Consider the following 16,014-nt stretch of genomic DNA (forward strand, 5'->3'; position numbering starts at 1 on the left):
TCCCCGCCTTAGCATGTCTACTCTTCCCAGTCTTCAGGTTCAATTCCCCAGAAAATCTGATGGGCCCATGCCGTATTTGCAAAAAAACTCGCAAGGACATACACTTTTTTATTTCGTTCAGAAATTGAATATACTAAAATCACATTATTCAATAAAGTCCAATAACAACCGTTGTACTTGAAGTTTTCAAAGTCTACGACATCGTAAGCAACAATCCTAGGCGATCGACCTAACAAATGATTTGACTTCACAAATACCAACTTGGGATTAACCTTGTATGACTCCATTTCGGCAAGGCGTATTTGTGCAGCTTGCCCCCATCTTACTTCATACAATTCTTCTTTATCGGTCATTAACTTCGTCCACCAACTTTGAGAATTGCTCTTCATCACCACTAAAATAATCCATATTGCCTTCCTTTAGATGCTTTTCAGCTTCCTCTAATTGACGCAAGATATCAGGCTCAGAAAAAATCTTCTTAGTAGCATATTTCCTTTGCTCAGGTGTAAGAGCCGGCCTCTTTTCAAGCATAACCGAATAGCCTAAGGATTCTAAGGCCTCAACTAAATCTGAAACCGTAACCTTTTGATTAAATTGCTCTCGTGTAATAAACTCCATAATTTACACCACCTTTCATACATTTTATCATATCGCGCTTTTTTATATAAGCAATTGTGCATCCTTAACATCAGTGCCCATGATCTTTCCAATGAGAAAAGGGAAAGGGTGGTCACTTATAAGGGGGGATCACAGACCCTCGAAGGCACGCCAAACAGCCGGCTGGTCCGTGATTCAGCCGGCTGTTTACATTCATTATTCAAACAACGACAGCTGCTCCACCTCACCGAGCCGTTGCAGAGCCTGGGGGTCATGGTCCTGAAAATACGCATGATGCAGGTGTTTTTTTCTTGTCATGATCTGCTTCGACGGGTCGACAGCGGACTGCAGGCGACAGCTGTAGATGATTGGGAAGAATTCATACAGAAATTTCCCCTCGGCATGGGCCGTGAGCGCGATTACCTGGAAGCCGAGCTGTTCGGCGATAAAAAAGACCGGATGAAGCACGTGATCACTGGATGCCTCGCCGAATGGGTTGTCGAGAATGACGGAACGGTGACGTTTCATATACGGTTCGATATGTTTCTGCTTCTCTGCGATATAATTCAGAATGCCTAAAAACAAGGTCATGTTTTTGCTCCACCGTTCACCGCCGGACCATTTATTGGACTGCTCCCATGAGTAGCGGCTCGTCGTGACGCGGGTGTCGTTCGTTACTTTTCGGCAGGTGACTTTCATTGGTTGGCCGTTGAAGACCTGTTGGAGCAGTTGCTTGGACTGAAGCCATGTTTCGATGTCCTTACGCATCCTTGTCGTGTCGGGGCTGCCGTCAGAGGTCTGATACCGTTCCTCATCAAGCTGCTCAATGATCCATTCCACGTGCCGGCGGAGGCGGGACCTGCCTTCATCTTCCTCCCACCCTGGGATTGTGAACGTATAGATCTGTTTCCAGTCATCGCCTGCTTTCACCCGTGTTTTCTTCGGTATCATTTCGAGTTCCTGTTTTACTGCGCTCAGGTGAGTGTGCATCTGGGCGATGAATTGTTCGAACTGCTTGTCGTAGGTGCGTATCGTTTCTTCGTTGATACGGATGGCATGCTCGAGCGCCTGTTTCATGTTCCGACGAAACTGAAGTACGTCCTCATATGTTCGTTTCTGTTCAATACCTTTTATTGCTTTTTGCTGCAGTTTCACGTCCTGCACGTGGTCGCGGCAAAACTGGATGAAATCAGAGGCGGCATGCTGAAGGCCTTTTTGTTTTTTCTGAAGTTCACCGGCAGTGTCTTTCAACGCATCGGTCGTCTCCTGAATGATGCGGCGCTGATCATGTTCGAGTCGTTGGGCTTCGTGAACGCTCAGCACGGCGGCTTCTACCGACGGAACTTGAAATCGGTGCGCTATCTCGAATTTGTCTAGTTTATGCCACGCCTCTTCAAGTGCCTGAAACTGAGCTTCCATCCGGGTCTTCTCCTGCATCAGGAAGGCTTTCCGGCTGTTCACCTGCTCCATTTCCTCCTCCAGCTGCAGGGCAGCTTTTTCAAGCGATGGGAAGTCATCCGGTTCCCGGTCGTGAAACCGCTGCTGAAATTTGCGGTACGCGTCCTGATACGACTGGTCTGCCTTTACCCACGATTCCTTCACGTGTTCGACTCGGGAGCGTGCCGCTTGTTCTTCGGTTTCCTTTTCGCGGTACGCTTGAAAAAGTCGGTCCTGTTCTTCGTCACTGAACAGAGGCGGTACAGCGTGTTCGTCAAGATTATCATGCTCGCGACGGAGTTCATATATCTGTCTTTGCGCCGCTTCTTTCTGTTCCTGCGCGCCTCGGCGCTCGGCGTCCCATTCGCCGCGGCTTTGTGAGATATTGCGGTGCTGCATACGGATGTCATCGTATTCCTGCTCCAGAAGCGCCCGGGATTTTTCGGTGAACTCCGGCGTTGCATCATTCGTTTCCTTGTAACGCGGGTCATCTTGGAGCAAGGTGCATGTCCGCTTGTATTCTTTTTGGTCATCCCGGCGTTCCTGAATATCATCACGGTAACGGCCGCTGTCGCGCTGTAGATGCTCCTGTTCTGCCCGCCGTTCCTTCAACGACACGGCAAGTTCTTGCTGGGCAGCCTGCCCTTTTTCGACCTCTTTAGCCAGCGCGTCATGGCGGACGGCTTCCTGTATAGTATTTTCGAGCCCCTGCAGCACGCCAAGCAGTTCTGTGCTCTCGTTTTGCTCGCGTTCGATCTGCCACGTCATATCCTCAATCTGCTGCGTCAATGTATCGTGTCGGCGGCCTGTTTCTTCCAGTATGGTATTCTGTTCCGACCGTTCTTCCTCCAGCTGACACCAATTGTCATACGAGTAATCCTTGAGAAACTGTTCCAGTTCCCGATAGACGAACTGCCAGTGCCGCAGCTTCTCTTCCTGCTGGCTGCGCAACTCGGTTGCCGCATCCGCCTGCTTCTGGATATCCTTCTGCCATGTTTGAAACGACGCTGTTTCCAGATTCATTTCCCAGTGATCGGGAACGATGCCGGCCGTGTCGGCTTCCCCGCCTTCCGAGATAACCTTAGCTTCTTCTTGGGTTAAAAGAAACACCGGAAACTGGAGCTGTTTTTTCACGGAGGCAAGCTTTTCCCGAAGCGCCGGTTTATCGCGTTTCGTTGTAATCAATGTTACCGGCCAGAACAGGTAGCGGTGCGCATGCTCCTTTGTTTCGTTCGGCAATGTCTGCAGATAGGAGGTGCCGGTTTCAAGAAGGTCAAACTGCGCGACCCACGCCTGCAGGCGCGATGAAAGATACGCATCGGCGAAAAAGTGATCCTGTCCGCTATAATCATCGGTAAAGCGACGCGCTACACGTTCTTTGAACAACGCCTCCTCCAAACTTCGACGCTGTTTATCTATCTGTTCGGCGAACTGCTTGTCAAGCTGGGATTCGTTGTAATAGATGGATGTGACGCTGCGCCACTGATAACGTAGTTGCTGAAGCGATGCCAGCATGCGGTCGTGCTCGGTTTCGAAGGATTTCTTTCTCGTTTCGAGCTTTACTTGCCGGGCTCGCGCAGTTTCAAGTGTTTCCTGTACATGCCGGAGCTCGGAGGCTTTGGCTTCCTTCTTTTCTTTCAGGCGGCGGCTGTTTGTGATAAGTGCATTCCGCTTTTCGTCAGTTTCCTGGTATTGCTTCTCCCATTCTTGTTGTTTCTCCGCAACTGATCCCTGTTTCGGATCCGACAGAATACGGCTCCGGATCCGTTGCTGCTCCGTTCGGCTCCCCTGGATGCTGCCTTCTTGCGTGTTGTACTGTTTCTCTTCGTCATGGATGGCTGCGTCTGTTTCATTGATCCGCTCCTGCAGCCGTGCCAACTCATCCTCAAGCGGGCTGCATTCAGTGTCAAGCTCCTGAATAAGGCGCTCCAGGCGTTCTTCTTCCTGAAGAAAGAAACCACGGTATTCGGATATGTTCTGCCTCGAACGTTCGTTCAGATCCTGCATGTCCTTCTTTTCATCAAGCGCCGCGATTTTGTCCAAGTAATAGGTTTCGCGCTCCTTCTGCTGCTGGAAAAATGTTTTCGCTTCCGCCAGTTTGTAGGAGTAATAACGACGGCGCGCCTGAGTGAGATCATCAGCCGCCTGCTGGTACAAAAGATCCTCTTCTTCCCATTCGCTGTACCGCTGCTGCTTCGCCTGTTCAAGGTTCCGAACGTTAAGGGCATCCTTTTTTCGCAGCAACTCGTTTTGCTTTTCCTCGCATTCCTTCCATCTGTTCTCATTTTCGCGGAGGTTTTGCGTTTTCTCGTTCCGGCGCATCTTTGTCAGCTCCGCCACCGCTTTGGCATACTGCTTGGCGCGCTCGTACGCTTGCTCGTGCTCATGCAGCTCTTCAAACACTTGCACGTAGTCTTCCAGTTCATTTCCGATCATCCGGTTTTCCTCAATGCGGTCGCGTAATTCTTTGTACGCCCGGAAGCTGTCGCGGTGTTCTTCAAACGTATCGGCGAACGTATGACGTTCAAATCCAGCCATCGCGTCTTCAACAACCGGTATGAGGAGCCGGTCGAATAGCTGGTTCGTCTGACGACATTCCGTGAAAAACTGCTCCACATCGCCTTCGTCGCCATTGATTTTGGCAATGCTCTCCCATTCTTTCGTAATAATCTGATAGTGATCCTCCAAATGCCGCTTGTAATCCCGGATCGTCTGAAACGTATGGGCGTTCATCTGTTCTCTTGCCATCCTCTGGTAATAATCCGCGATCTCGCCGCGGTCTGAGGGGCGACGACTGTCCTTGTGGACGAACGGAAGGGCTTGGATGTCATGCTTGTCTCCTTCGCTGTATTCATAGACGTAGCGTAGCGAATCGAGCTCATTGTTCCCCTGATAAAGGCTGACCGCGGTGACGACGTAGCGCCGCGGCACGGATTCCGACAGCAACCACTCCACCGCGATATGGGCGGGCGCACCGTCTAGCTGGAGCGTTTCTTTCATTTTCCGGTCACCAAGAGACGCGTGCGGCAGTACCGCCTGCAACATCGTATGCAGAAACACGGTTTTTCCGCCACCGTTTTCGAGCACAACCGCGCCGTTCCATCCATCAAAATAAAAGCATTCATCGTTGTAGCGCTTCAGGCCTTCTTCATAGATAACGTTCGTGAACCGGATTTTACTGATCGATGGCATCGTTATCCTCCCTCTCCCATTGATACAAAAACGATAGAATGCCGCGGTTGTATTCTTCTTCGCGGAAAAACCGCTGCACAATCGTTTTCGCTTTTTCCGTCAGGGCAGTTTCGTCATTGCCAATATCTTCGGCGAGCTCCTGGTCGATGAGAAAACGTCGCACGGTGTCGATGAAGCTGAGCCGGCTGATTGTGTTGCCGCTCTGCTGTTTTACCCCTTCTTTCACATCATTCATGTCTTCCCATTTCTCGATTACATTGCGCCAGTTGTAAGCAAAATCGGATTCATACGTTTTCAGCATCTCTTCGTTGTGCCCACGCAGGCCCTGGATCCGCTCCTGGACCGCGTCGGTCCACAGATCCGGTCGAACAAAGTCCCGTGTCGGCTCCGGCGTCTGATAACTGTCGTAGAATAATCCGAAAAAAATAATCACGCACACGTACATGAGATACAGATCGGCATTGGTCGCGCCCGCTTTTAAATAGCGCCGCTTGATATCGTCGTTTTTCATATGAAACGGGGAGAGCGATGCTTTCGGAATCATGTAGATTCGTTCGCCGGCAGTGAGAACCGCGCATTCCACGTGAGCGGCAAACGAGTCCACGAGCGATCGGATGTTATCATCGACTTGGTATGTATTTCTCTCTTCTCTGCCACCGTAACCGTCGCGGGCGAGCACCGTATAGAGTTGGAAAGCTTCCAGGATTTTCGTTTCTTCATACATCAGCATGTTCCTCCAGCGAGAATGTCATATTCTGAATCGAAAAACGACTTGAGGGCCGTAGAATTTCCGAGTGTTCCATAACATAAAGGGTTCGTCTGCCAAGGAGCGGCAGCGCATCATCGAGCACGTGGCGGTGCTCGTCCGTCTCGGCGGGAGAGGGAACGCTTGATAGCGGAGACCGTTGATGAAGCAACATCCAGAAGTCGTAAAACATGCGCTCCTCTAGCAACTCCTGGTCATTGTTATCCTTCACCGCTTCCAGCACACCTTCAAGCGTATCGAAACCTCGATCCCACGCTTCCAACAGTTTTTTCATCAATACGGCATAATTTCGCCGCACCGTTTCCGTGTCCCGCGCGGTTTCCTTTTCGTCCCCGGGCTCTTCAAAATTATCAACCCGCGGCTTGTTATCCGCATCGTGCACCCGCTGCTCGGCAAACACCGACAGGGGCGACCACTGTTTCGTCTGTTGCACGCCAAGAAACGGATGAAGCACCCCTTCCACCGCCTCGAGCGGTAGCGGCGGACCGAAGAGCTCCGCACCGATATCCTGTTCGAAATTGAACGATGCCAAGCCGACCCAATAGAGCGACTCCTGCGCCGCCCGAAGTGTATGATTTTTCAAATTGATGCTTTGTTCGAGCAGCCTGGAATGGTTATAATGGACGGATTCTAACTCCTTAGCGATATCAAGAATATAGGCGTACGCTATGCTCTCTTGCTGATGGTAATCCTTTTCGTACAGACGACCCCGGTTTTCTTTCACAAATTCGCGCAGTTCCTGGAATTCCTCCTCCTCAAATTCGAGACGCGATTGAATGTCGTTAAGCAGTTTTTTATACCGGTCGAACGTCTCCTCCGAGACGATATTGCGTTGTACTTCATGGCGGAGCACTGCCATTCGGTCGGTTAACGTGTCAACATCAATCCTCATTTCGTTAATCTGCTTCAACGCACTCCGGAACTCCCCTTTTTCCAGTTGCTTGCGTAACATCAGCTGATTGATAGAAAGTTGAAATTCGCTGTAGAATTCTTTCGTCGCAAAAATCAGTTCCAGGCCCTGGTCGGCGAGCGTGTAATACTGCGTGTTCGTCCCGGCATCAAACTTATTATCTTTTAACAGCGAATACTCTACGGCGTCTTCCTGTTGCATCTCCCAATTGAAAAATGTGTATACCTTCTTTTTCCCGTCGGCGGGACGAAACGTCTGGATCAGGGAGCGGGCAAGTTTCTGCCAGCCTTCGTCGGAAAAGCGGTAAGAGGTTTGAGCCGTGCGCTGCAGAAACAGAGCCAGGTCCTTCTCCCCGGTTCTGCTGCTTCGCATCAGCTTCTCCTCAAAGAAAAAAAGCAGCGTCAGTAGACCGAGCCCTTTCATATCCACAACGGCGCCGTCTTCATCTTTTCGCTGTTGGCGGTCGAGTTCATACAGCGGATCAAAAATGGCGAGCCGCCGCATCCTGTCCCGGTACCCGGCGGCTATGTCATTGATGTCGTAATAGTCCATGACCACTGCCTCCAAATCTCCTGAAGTTCCCGAGTTTTCAGCAACTCCTGCGGAAAATAATAGTCCGTGTTCAGACAGGAGTGGATCTGTTCCTTTCTGTCTTTATCAAAATACAGCAAAAAATCCTGCACCGCTTCGTTCTGCCAGCGCTGCGCGGTGATTTTCTGCAGTGGATCTTTGGCAAGGCAGGCGTTATAAAAAACCAGTGCCGGAGCCGCGAGCCGCTGCTTTTGAAGACGGTGCCAGATGGCAACACCTTCCCGGTCGATATCCCCGAAATAATAGAGGTCATGCGGTCCCGGCAATGGAAACTGCCTGTCCAGCTGTTCGATGTTCTTCGTAATTTTATTGCCGTACCCATAGATCAGGGTGGAAAAGCACGTCTTCGGGAGCTCGTCCAAAAGCGCCTGATAGGTAGTTTTATTTTCGACAATCAAATGCCGATGCCTGGCAAACGTGGAACAACCAGGATGTAATGCAAACATGAGTGGGTCCGACACCGGTAAAATGCCCATTGCCTCCCACAGACCGCAGCGCTCCAACACTTCCTTGCCGCGACCTTCGCTCAGCCACTTTTCATCCCCCACCAGCGCCACACTCCGCTCCGGAGCGGGAACGTTATCCTCAGGAAGCCCATACTGACGCAGGTATTGATCAATCTTTTCAAGAAATGGCAAATCCCGTTCCCACTCTGTCGGTCCCAGTCGGAAATACGTCTCCAACGAAAGCGAAGGATGAAACGTATGCCGTTTTCTTTTCAATTCTTCCAGAAAATCTTTGGAGAGAGCCGGCTTATACAGCTGGTATTTAAAAGCGACCGAAGGATTGCGCCCATTGCGACCTTTTGCTTTCACCATCACCAACACTCCGTCTTCTTCCATTTCCCGAACGATCCCGGCGAATTGTTCATACGTAGATGCAAAAGGGGCGAGGAGCTGCTCCAATTCCGAGAGTTCCATATACTTTTTCGGAAACTGAAGCAGCTGCTTCTGAAATTCTGCCTGCAAAAACCTCCCTCCTTTTCTTCTTTCCATTATACTTCCTCCACTCTATATGTCGGATAAACAGAACGACCAACCTATCTGATTTATTCACACTGATGAATCCCCGGATATTTATGGAATGCAGTTGAATTGAATATTCATCCAATAGTAACTGTTTAGGTACCTTCGAATATTCCTCGAAAAATTTTCGTTTTCCCTCTGGACTCCAACTCATTTCTGTAGCACTGCTAAAAAGTAACGACACGTTATCTTTAGGATCGATGGGTCATGGCAGAGGAGCCAATTGTTGATTTTTTCAACGTCGGTGCATCCAGTTTGATCAAGCATCTTTGTGACAATATCAATTTGTTGGAATCATTATAGCTCGCAGCATATCTAAGAAAATGTGGAAAGTAAAAAAGATGGATGATGGGGGGACATTTACTTTGCCTACACCCTTGTAGTATCGTAATCCCCCTCGCTTAACACCCTTGGCCGATAAGTTCTCTTACTAGGCGGACAATGTCGATGTAATTGAAACAAAGGAGGATGTTTAATTTATATAGTCACCAAATGATTCAAATTCCGCCCCATTATTGGTTTTGATTCACATTGTTTGTTTACTACTTCTAAGTGAAACTTATTGTAAAATTTTATAAGTCTTTGAATGTCAATTTGTTTCTTTTCTTCATCTTTTTCTTCAAATGCCGAGGGAATTAACGCAAGATAATCAATACTTAAGGTCTCCAAATACTCAACAATTTCGATGAGAGCTTTCGAGCCGAGCCCCTTTCCTCTATATGCTTTATTTATTTGTAAATGGTCTAGAATAGCTAAAAGTCCAAGAAAATCAGATTCTTGTTGTAAAACGTCTTCTAATTCATAAATAAGATGAGACATATCACCAGAAATACCATCTGCGGCATCCCGTATATCGAACCAACTATTTTTAGAAAAAGTATTAATAAAATAGAGTGAAGCATAACCAATTGTTGTTCTTTCATCAGAATTCACATTTACAAGATCAAATTCTACACTGTAAGAAATAAATTCTGTCTCTTCATCTAAAAACGAATAAAATTCAACCGCTAGAACAGAATCTTCCATTATGTTACACCTCTTTCAAATTCAAATATCTCAGAATTTCTAGTTTACCGACATTCAATAAGTTTTTAAAATACTTACAATCAATATTATAATAGCACATCTCAAAAGTGTATGAAAACCCTTGTTCCTATTTATAGTTACCTAGAGCTGATTGTTTGAAAGTATTCCTCTGTAATCCGCGGGAGACATATTCACCTCGCCGGTGCCGAATCAATAAACACCGACCGCGCACCTTAATACAAAATCGGATTCGCGCTCGCCACAAACGTCAGCGAAGAACACAAACACAGAGCATCCCTACGCCAAACTGCCGCAATGCAAAATGAATCGCCGCCGTTCCCGAACTCAGCACCGCCCCGTCTTACATGCCCCCAACACTTTTTTCATTTTGCATACGAATCATTGACGTTGAATCCCAGCGCTATTTGAATAACATATTGGACTTAAATAAACCGTGAATATGCTATAATACAAGTAACTAAACATGACAAGGTGGCGTATAAATGAAATCAAAGGTGTTGAAACGAATCCCACTCGAACGACTCATGGACCTCAAGATAGAGTACGCGTTCAAACAGCTTTTTGGCAATGAAAAAAACAAAGATATCACCGTTGTATTTCTAAACGCCATTTTGCAAAAAACCGGCAGAAATCGCATCATAGATATTTCATTCGAAAATACGGAAGCAGGTGGAGAAGATCCCGATGATAAGCGTTCGAAACTAGACTTGTTAGTGACGACCGATACCGGTAAAGTCATCAATGTTGAGATTCAATTCACAAATCGGCACAACATGATTAAGCGTTCCATGTATTATTGGGCAGGCACCTACCACCGGTCTTTTAAAAAAAGGATGACTTATAAAGAATTGCATCCGGTCATTGCCATTAATATTCTGAATTTTAATATCCTTAATGGAACCGATCGGTTTCATACCACCTACCACTTATATGAAGACGAGGAAAACTTTCAACTGACCGATGATATGGAATTTCATTTTATCGAAATGCCCAAACTAATCAAAGATTGGAAAGCCAACAAACTCGACCCATGGAATAATGTGTTGGCTCGGTGGCTTTTGATGCTCGGCATCATTGATCGTAAAAACGATAAGGTTTATGCTGACAAAAAATTAAGGAAGGCAGGCTAAAACCGCCACGTCCTGTGGCAACGCCTGCAGAACCCACCTCCTGTGGGCCCGAGGTGATAGCCATGAAAGACGAAACTTTATACGAGGCTTTCAACCACTGGGAAGAACTCAGCTCAACAAAGGAACAGCGTATAGCCTATGAAGAGCGCTCAAAAGAACTTATGGATCAAGAAGCCGCGGAACGAGAATACGAACTTCGCGAACAAGCATTGAAACTTCGTGAACAGGAGTTGAAACTTCGTGAACAAGAATTGGAACTTCGTAAGAAGGAAGCTGCGGCAAGAGGTGAGGAAAAGGCAAATGAAGCAACTGTCCGCAGGTTTTTAGCAATGGGTATGGACGTTGAGACAGTAACCAAAGGCTCGGGTCTTGATGTGAAAAGAGTCATTGAAATCCAGCGGGAGATGAATAAGAGGTGATAAAGGACGTCAGGGTTTTCCCTGAGGTCCTTTCTGTCTTTTTCGTTGGCCCCATGGGAACCAAGTATCTTCCGGTCCGCACCTTAATCAAAAGTTCGATGGATAGGCAAACTATAAATTTGTGTGGAATGATCATCTCAACAACTCTTCGACAACCCAATCACCCTATCATGAGCTTCCTCACTTATATTCAACCCAGAAGACAAACGCAGCCCATATCAGTAAAAATTCACCATTAAATTTCCCTGGATTTTTATCGAAAAAAATCTGTAACCTCAGATCCTTTTTACAAAATTAGATGCAAAACAAAATGACTTATGACTACATTATCAAATATTAGGCTTAATGTCATTTTAACAGGAAATTTTTTTATGTGACATACCGTTAACACAGAAATATGAATCATTTTATTGATTCAAATGTGAAAAGGCGCATGTCCGGATAAAAAAGAGTTCCAGTTGTTATAGCTATGCATTGATTGATGAATCCGAAGAAGAGCGCTCGGCTTATTGCAATAAGAAAGAGCTATCAGTAACTCTTTCTCCTAGGCGAGATTTACTATGAATACAAAATAACAAGCGTCCTTACTATACTAGATCATTTTTTCACAGTTGGATGGACAGCTGCAGGTTCCGGCCATGTGAAACTTTCTTAAGGTCCAAATAACTCAACAATACATTTCAAATCATCATGTGCTTTCCTCATCAACCATGCTGTATCTGATCTAAATCATTTTTCTTGCAAAATTCTACCGTGCTTTTATAAGATTGCGTCTCTAATGCCACATGATGAAGCCCTTCCCCATTGTCTTTAAAAATCGTGTATAATCACTGATTTCATCCAGCGGTTCAATTAATTCCCATTAAACTGAATGTAAAAACCATAATATCTCTAATCTCCATCCTGCAATCGCCAGTAACGGCTATGCCTAGAGCCGTTAAAGATCATCGATTCAAGCACGATCCCTCTGGATCTGACGAACCGTTAACATCTGCTCACCGTTCATATCTTTTTTCGACCTCATTGAGTGGAGTCATCTTGATCCACTTCCATTCCGGACATCACAGGATCCTCCTCATTTTGAGAGACAATACGGTCACCATCCTCAATTCCGGCAAGAATTTGCACTCCTTGCTCATTACTGATCCCCGTTTCAACTCCTTGTTTGACAATGATGCCATCTTCAATCAGATAGACATACTTAATGTCCGCTTCTTCTTCAGCGCTCGTTTCCGTTTCAATAACTTCCGCAGGGATCACGGTAGCGTCCGTTGCTGTTTCTACATCGATGAATACATTGACATGAAAACCATACTCAAGTTCAGGAGCATCTTCCTCCAACTGCACAGTGAACGGGTAAGAAGCTACGTTCTCCTCTTCCGTTTCCAGTGGATCCTCCTCGTCTGCAGGCGTGGTTCCAAGTTCTACGATAGTTCCTGACCACTCCCGATCATTCAGCACATTTGCTTCGACAGTCACTTCATGATCTTCTTGTAAATGAACAAGATCATACTCAGACACGATCCCGTTAATATCCCAATCTTCATCTGATACAATATGTAACAGTGATTCACCCTCAAAAGCCTCGGCAGGTTCATTTCGTTCATGCACAATGCCACTGACATTGCTATGTACTTGATAAGCATCATCATGCTGAGCTTGATAGTAAGCCAACTCTTCTTCTTCCTCCTGAATTTCTTGTTCCGTTAACTGCTGCTGAAAAAGAAGATCGTCGCGCTCCTGCTCGTGCTGTTCAATCACTTCATCCGATTCTTGATTATTTTCCGCATTCGCGATCCTTGTTTCAGCATTTAAAATTTGTTCGTTTTGTTGTTCCGCCTCCAAATGTAGGCGGTCAATACGATTTTCAGTCGAAATCATTTGTCTTTCCATGTCCTCATCTTCTTCATAACTGACGAGGAGATCGCCTTCCTCAACTGTCTCTCCTTCGTCCACTTCAATTTCTTCCACTTCTCCATGCTGAGGTTCCTCATATACCCGCTGATCGCTTCGTGGCTCTACAATACCGCTTGCGGTTATTGATTCATACATATCCACTTCCTCAGCCATAACAATGTCCAGGTCTTCAAGTTCCACCATCTGCTCTTCCAATAATAGATATGTATTTGTCCCGATCACTCCAAGCACGACGATCAAGCCGACCACTATTGCCATCCATTTTTTCATAAGCTTACTACTCCTTGTCCCATTCCTAGCATCGAGATTCCGGCTATTATCGTCATCACAATCACATATGCAATTGCGCTGACGGTAACGATATACCGTGTAGACTTCGTCGTATTTACTTTTATAGCAAATAGTTGAACAAGAAAACACCAAATGAACAATAAAGATACTTGACTAAAAAACGCGACGAAAAATGGTTGGTCCCAAATTTGCTCGGCCATGAATCCTAAACTTGTCATCGACCTTCCCTCCAGCCCTTCAAAATAAATCAGAAAAGGAAAATCGATCAGTAAAACCAATACATAGATCGGTAAAAAATAAGTAAAAATAAGTAAAAGGTTTTTTAAACCGATATCTTTAAAAAAGCCCCAAAAGATCAACGCTGCGACCAAAACTGCGATCACACTGATGCCAGCAACAAAAATACCTATCAGCACCGCCAAAAGTGTAATAAATGCGGAAGCCTCTTCTGCACTGACCCCTGCCCTTTGAAATGCAGCTATCACCTGATCAGATAACAAATACATAGATAAACCAGTCAGTACACCGATCAATAATGCACTACCAATAAGCCTCCAAAGGCTCCCTTTAATCTCTTCTGCTTCCCGCAACGGGGAGAAGTGCCGCTTCGTATTAAACAATCCACTTGCATACCTCGCATGATGTATGATCCAAGACGCCTCCTATATCAATAAAATATGAGTTTATATCAACATATTTCATCATCCTATCTCTTATTGTGCCATATTTTCTAAAAAATACAATAATCATTGTAGACAGCTGTTTCATCGAAACTAGTTAGGCTGACGAGATTATATCACATCAAGGGGAACGTGATACATTCGTAATATCAATAAGATTATGAAATTATAGCATTAGCTTGTACTTAGGGATTGCTGAACAACTTGCAGATATCAGCTGAAGCCGGGATGCCGCTTCCATGGCTTCGCTTTTTCGCGGACGAACGGTCAAGCCTCCTCGCGCAAAACCGGCGCTGCGGGGTCTTGACGCGTCCGTTTTTCCGCTGGAGTCTCGCCATTGCAGCGTCATCCCTCCGTATGTTTCCAGAAGTGCAAGGGTTTTCTGTTTTTAGAACAGATTTGCTTGCATCTAGTTTTGACAACATCAACGGAAAATGCTTATGTGCCAATCTTTTTCTGTTATTCAGCAATCCTTACTTATGAATTTTTCTTATTACTTCAGATTGTTTGTATCTATAGCCTTGGCATATTACTCATAATCCATTTTACACAAAACCCTCGATATCCAATATTAGATGATCCAAGGGTTGAAAATCTGCTGTTATGATTATCTTTGTTCGACTTAGCTGAAACCAGAGTACACCCCCTGAGACAGTCCAACTGCCACAGGGGAATTTGGGGTTATTATTCCCACTGATCTATCAATTCCTCAGATTGGGCATAGAGCTCATCAAACGCTTCTTCGGAAGTCAAATCATTATCTAACTGATGTTCCAGCAAATCTTTAAATCCTCCCATATGCTGAACCACATTTTCTGCTTCTTCTTGATCTTCGTAATGGCTGACCGATGTTAGGTGAGTCGTTAAGGCCTGAACTGCTTCCTCGCTTGCAAATTCGCCTTCTTCATCGAAACGTTCGACAGATTCATTGATATCGGCTACGGTGATAGGCTCGTCCTCGTCTTCTTCTTCAGCAAATTCGACAACGATCTCACCATCATTTGTTACGTATCCGTACGATAACCCACCACTGGAGAATGGCGAAGCAAGGTTTCCGTCATGATCCAAGGCAATGACAGCACCAGTGGCTCCAAGAGCAGGCATGTTTTCTTCTACAACGGCTTCTGCGGCTTCATAAACAGATTGCTCATCGATTTCAACGAGGGCGGATATGTCCCTTGCGGCCGTTCCCCTGATAAAAACTTCTCCCGTGCCCGTTGCTGATACGGCGACGCCGTTATTATCGGCATACGTTCCCGCGCCAATAATCGGTGAATCTCCAATCCTGCCGACGGCTTTATTTGTCAGCCCTCCCGTAGACGTTCCCGCGGCTAAATTATCGTTTTCATCAAGACCAACTGCGCCAACGGTTCCATGATTTTCATCTTCCGTATCTGCTTCATCCTCATCTTTTGCATCGAGAAGCTGTTCCCATCTTCTTTCGGTGAAAAAATAATCTTGAGTAACAGTTTCAAGCCCTTGCTCTATACCAAACAGATCAGCTCCATCGCCACCGAGCATGACATGTTCGGATTCTTCCATGATTTCATGAGTAAGCGTAATCGGATTTTTTATATTTTTCACCCCGGCGACAGCCCCGGCTTCTAGATCTTCTCCATTCATTAAAGAAGCATCTAGCTCATGAGCGGCATCCGTATTAAAAACAGATCCACGTCCTGCATTTAGTAATGGTGAATCTTCCAGTATAACAATGGCCTCTTCCACGGCTTCTACACTGGTCCCACCTCCCTCAATGGTATTTTTCCCGGCTTCTAGCGCTTCTTCCATCACTTCACGTTGATCATCCTGCTCGTCTTCAGCAACGGTTCCGCTGCCTCCGTGAATGGCAAACATAATGTCTTCTTGTTCAGGATCTTCTTGTTCAGCACTGGAATCCATACTAGCTGTTGCGAAAAAAATGAGCAAAGCAAACAAGCCTATGATTGTCCCCGTTTTAATCATGAAGTTATTTGGCATGTTAGATCCCTCCCCAGTGAATATTTTCCAACTGA

12 protein-coding genes are annotated in these 16,014 nt (G+C 46.2%); 2 read left to right on the plus strand and 10 right to left on the minus strand.

What is annotated here, in order from left to right; all coding sequences use genetic code 11:
* Positions 1 to 17: 17 nt before the first annotated feature.
* The 7 genes from HUG15_RS13640 to HUG15_RS13670 all read right to left on the minus strand — a co-directional run bounded on the left by HUG15_RS13640 (position 18) and on the right by HUG15_RS13670 (position 9,544).
* Positions 18 to 353 (minus strand): hypothetical protein, encoded by a 336-nt coding sequence (locus HUG15_RS13640; RefSeq protein ID WP_200123633.1) that lies wholly within the window; start codon positions 351 to 353, stop codon positions 18 to 20.
* The gene (locus HUG15_RS13645; protein ID WP_200123634.1) at positions 343 to 618 is read right to left on the minus strand and encodes a hypothetical protein; all 276 of its coding nucleotides are present in this window, start codon (positions 616 to 618) and stop codon (positions 343 to 345) included. The genes HUG15_RS13640 and HUG15_RS13645 overlap by 11 nt, the downstream gene beginning before the upstream one ends.
* A gap of 195 nt (positions 619 to 813) precedes the next feature.
* Positions 814 to 5,226, minus strand: a complete 4,413-nt coding sequence (locus HUG15_RS13650) for a coiled-coil domain-containing protein (protein WP_200123635.1) — start codon at positions 5,224 to 5,226, stop codon at positions 814 to 816.
* Positions 5,210 to 5,950 carry a DUF6063 family protein gene (locus HUG15_RS13655; protein WP_343073116.1) on the minus strand — a complete coding sequence of 247 codons (741 nt, stop codon included), beginning with the start codon at positions 5,948 to 5,950 and terminating at the stop codon, positions 5,210 to 5,212. The genes HUG15_RS13650 and HUG15_RS13655 overlap by 17 nt, the downstream gene beginning before the upstream one ends.
* Positions 5,943 to 7,454: a replicative DNA helicase gene (locus HUG15_RS13660; RefSeq protein ID WP_200123636.1), complete on the minus strand. Its 1,512-nt coding sequence runs from the start codon at positions 7,452 to 7,454 to the stop codon at positions 5,943 to 5,945. The genes HUG15_RS13655 and HUG15_RS13660 overlap by 8 nt, the downstream gene beginning before the upstream one ends.
* Entirely contained in the window at positions 7,427 to 8,461 is a 1,035-nt protein-coding gene (locus tag HUG15_RS13665; RefSeq protein ID WP_200123637.1) for a Wadjet anti-phage system protein JetD domain-containing protein, read from the minus strand. Before HUG15_RS13665 ends, HUG15_RS13660 begins: the two co-directional genes overlap by 28 nt.
* Before the next feature lie 534 nt (positions 8,462 to 8,995).
* On the minus strand, positions 8,996 to 9,544 hold the full coding sequence (locus tag HUG15_RS13670; protein ID WP_200123638.1) for a GNAT family N-acetyltransferase: 549 nt from the start codon (positions 9,542 to 9,544) through the stop codon (positions 8,996 to 8,998).
* Positions 9,545 to 10,047: 503 nt separating this feature from the next.
* Here HUG15_RS13670 and HUG15_RS23075 point away from each other — a divergent pair.
* Together HUG15_RS23075 and HUG15_RS23080 are read left to right on the plus strand one after the other, a co-directional pair.
* Positions 10,048 to 10,695: an Rpn family recombination-promoting nuclease/putative transposase gene (locus tag HUG15_RS23075; RefSeq protein WP_246516343.1), complete on the plus strand. Its 648-nt coding sequence runs from the start codon at positions 10,048 to 10,050 to the stop codon at positions 10,693 to 10,695.
* 62 nt (positions 10,696 to 10,757) lie between these two features.
* The gene (locus HUG15_RS23080; RefSeq protein WP_246516344.1) at positions 10,758 to 11,114 is read left to right on the plus strand and encodes a hypothetical protein; all 357 of its coding nucleotides are present in this window, start codon (positions 10,758 to 10,760) and stop codon (positions 11,112 to 11,114) included.
* Positions 11,115 to 12,134: 1,020 nt separating this feature from the next.
* Here the strand turns inward: HUG15_RS23080 and HUG15_RS13680 are convergent.
* The 3 genes from HUG15_RS13680 to HUG15_RS13690 all read right to left on the minus strand — a co-directional run bounded on the left by HUG15_RS13680 (position 12,135) and on the right by HUG15_RS13690 (position 15,979).
* The gene (locus HUG15_RS13680; protein WP_200123639.1) at positions 12,135 to 13,301 is read right to left on the minus strand and encodes an efflux RND transporter periplasmic adaptor subunit; all 1,167 of its coding nucleotides are present in this window, start codon (positions 13,299 to 13,301) and stop codon (positions 12,135 to 12,137) included.
* On the minus strand, positions 13,298 to 13,912 hold the full coding sequence (locus HUG15_RS13685; protein WP_200123640.1) for a hypothetical protein: 615 nt from the start codon (positions 13,910 to 13,912) through the stop codon (positions 13,298 to 13,300). Before HUG15_RS13685 ends, HUG15_RS13680 begins: the two co-directional genes overlap by 4 nt.
* A 774-nt stretch (positions 13,913 to 14,686) precedes the next feature.
* Entirely contained in the window at positions 14,687 to 15,979 is a 1,293-nt protein-coding gene (locus tag HUG15_RS13690) for an isoaspartyl peptidase/L-asparaginase family protein (RefSeq protein WP_200123641.1), read from the minus strand.
* Positions 15,980 to 16,014 lie beyond the last annotated feature (35 nt).

The organism is Salicibibacter cibarius (assembly GCF_016495725.1).
GTDB lineage: Bacteria > Bacillota > Bacilli > Bacillales > Marinococcaceae > Salicibibacter > Salicibibacter cibarius.

Coding starts and splice junctions, on each gene's coding strand:
- HUG15_RS13660 (WP_200123636.1), bottom strand. CDS start 7,454: ATGGACTATTACGACATCAATGACATAGCCGCCGGGTACCGGGACAGG.
- HUG15_RS13645 (WP_200123634.1), bottom strand. CDS start 618: ATGGAGTTTATTACACGAGAGCAATTTAATCAAAAGGTTACGGTTTCA.
- HUG15_RS13680 (WP_200123639.1), bottom strand. CDS start 13,301: ATGAAAAAATGGATGGCAATAGTGGTCGGCTTGATCGTCGTGCTTGGA.
- HUG15_RS13655 (WP_343073116.1), bottom strand. CDS start 5,950: ATGTATGAAGAAACGAAAATCCTGGAAGCTTTCCAACTCTATACGGTG.
- HUG15_RS13650 (WP_200123635.1), bottom strand. CDS start 5,226: ATGCCATCGATCAGTAAAATCCGGTTCACGAACGTTATCTATGAAGAA.
- HUG15_RS13640 (WP_200123633.1), bottom strand. CDS start 353: ATGACCGATAAAGAAGAATTGTATGAAGTAAGATGGGGGCAAGCTGCA.
- HUG15_RS23075 (WP_246516343.1), top strand. CDS start 10,048: ATGAAATCAAAGGTGTTGAAACGAATCCCACTCGAACGACTCATGGAC.
- HUG15_RS13690 (WP_200123641.1), bottom strand. CDS start 15,979: ATGCCAAATAACTTCATGATTAAAACGGGGACAATCATAGGCTTGTTT.
- HUG15_RS23080 (WP_246516344.1), top strand. CDS start 10,758: ATGAAAGACGAAACTTTATACGAGGCTTTCAACCACTGGGAAGAACTC.
- HUG15_RS13670 (WP_200123638.1), bottom strand. CDS start 9,544: ATGGAAGATTCTGTTCTAGCGGTTGAATTTTATTCGTTTTTAGATGAA.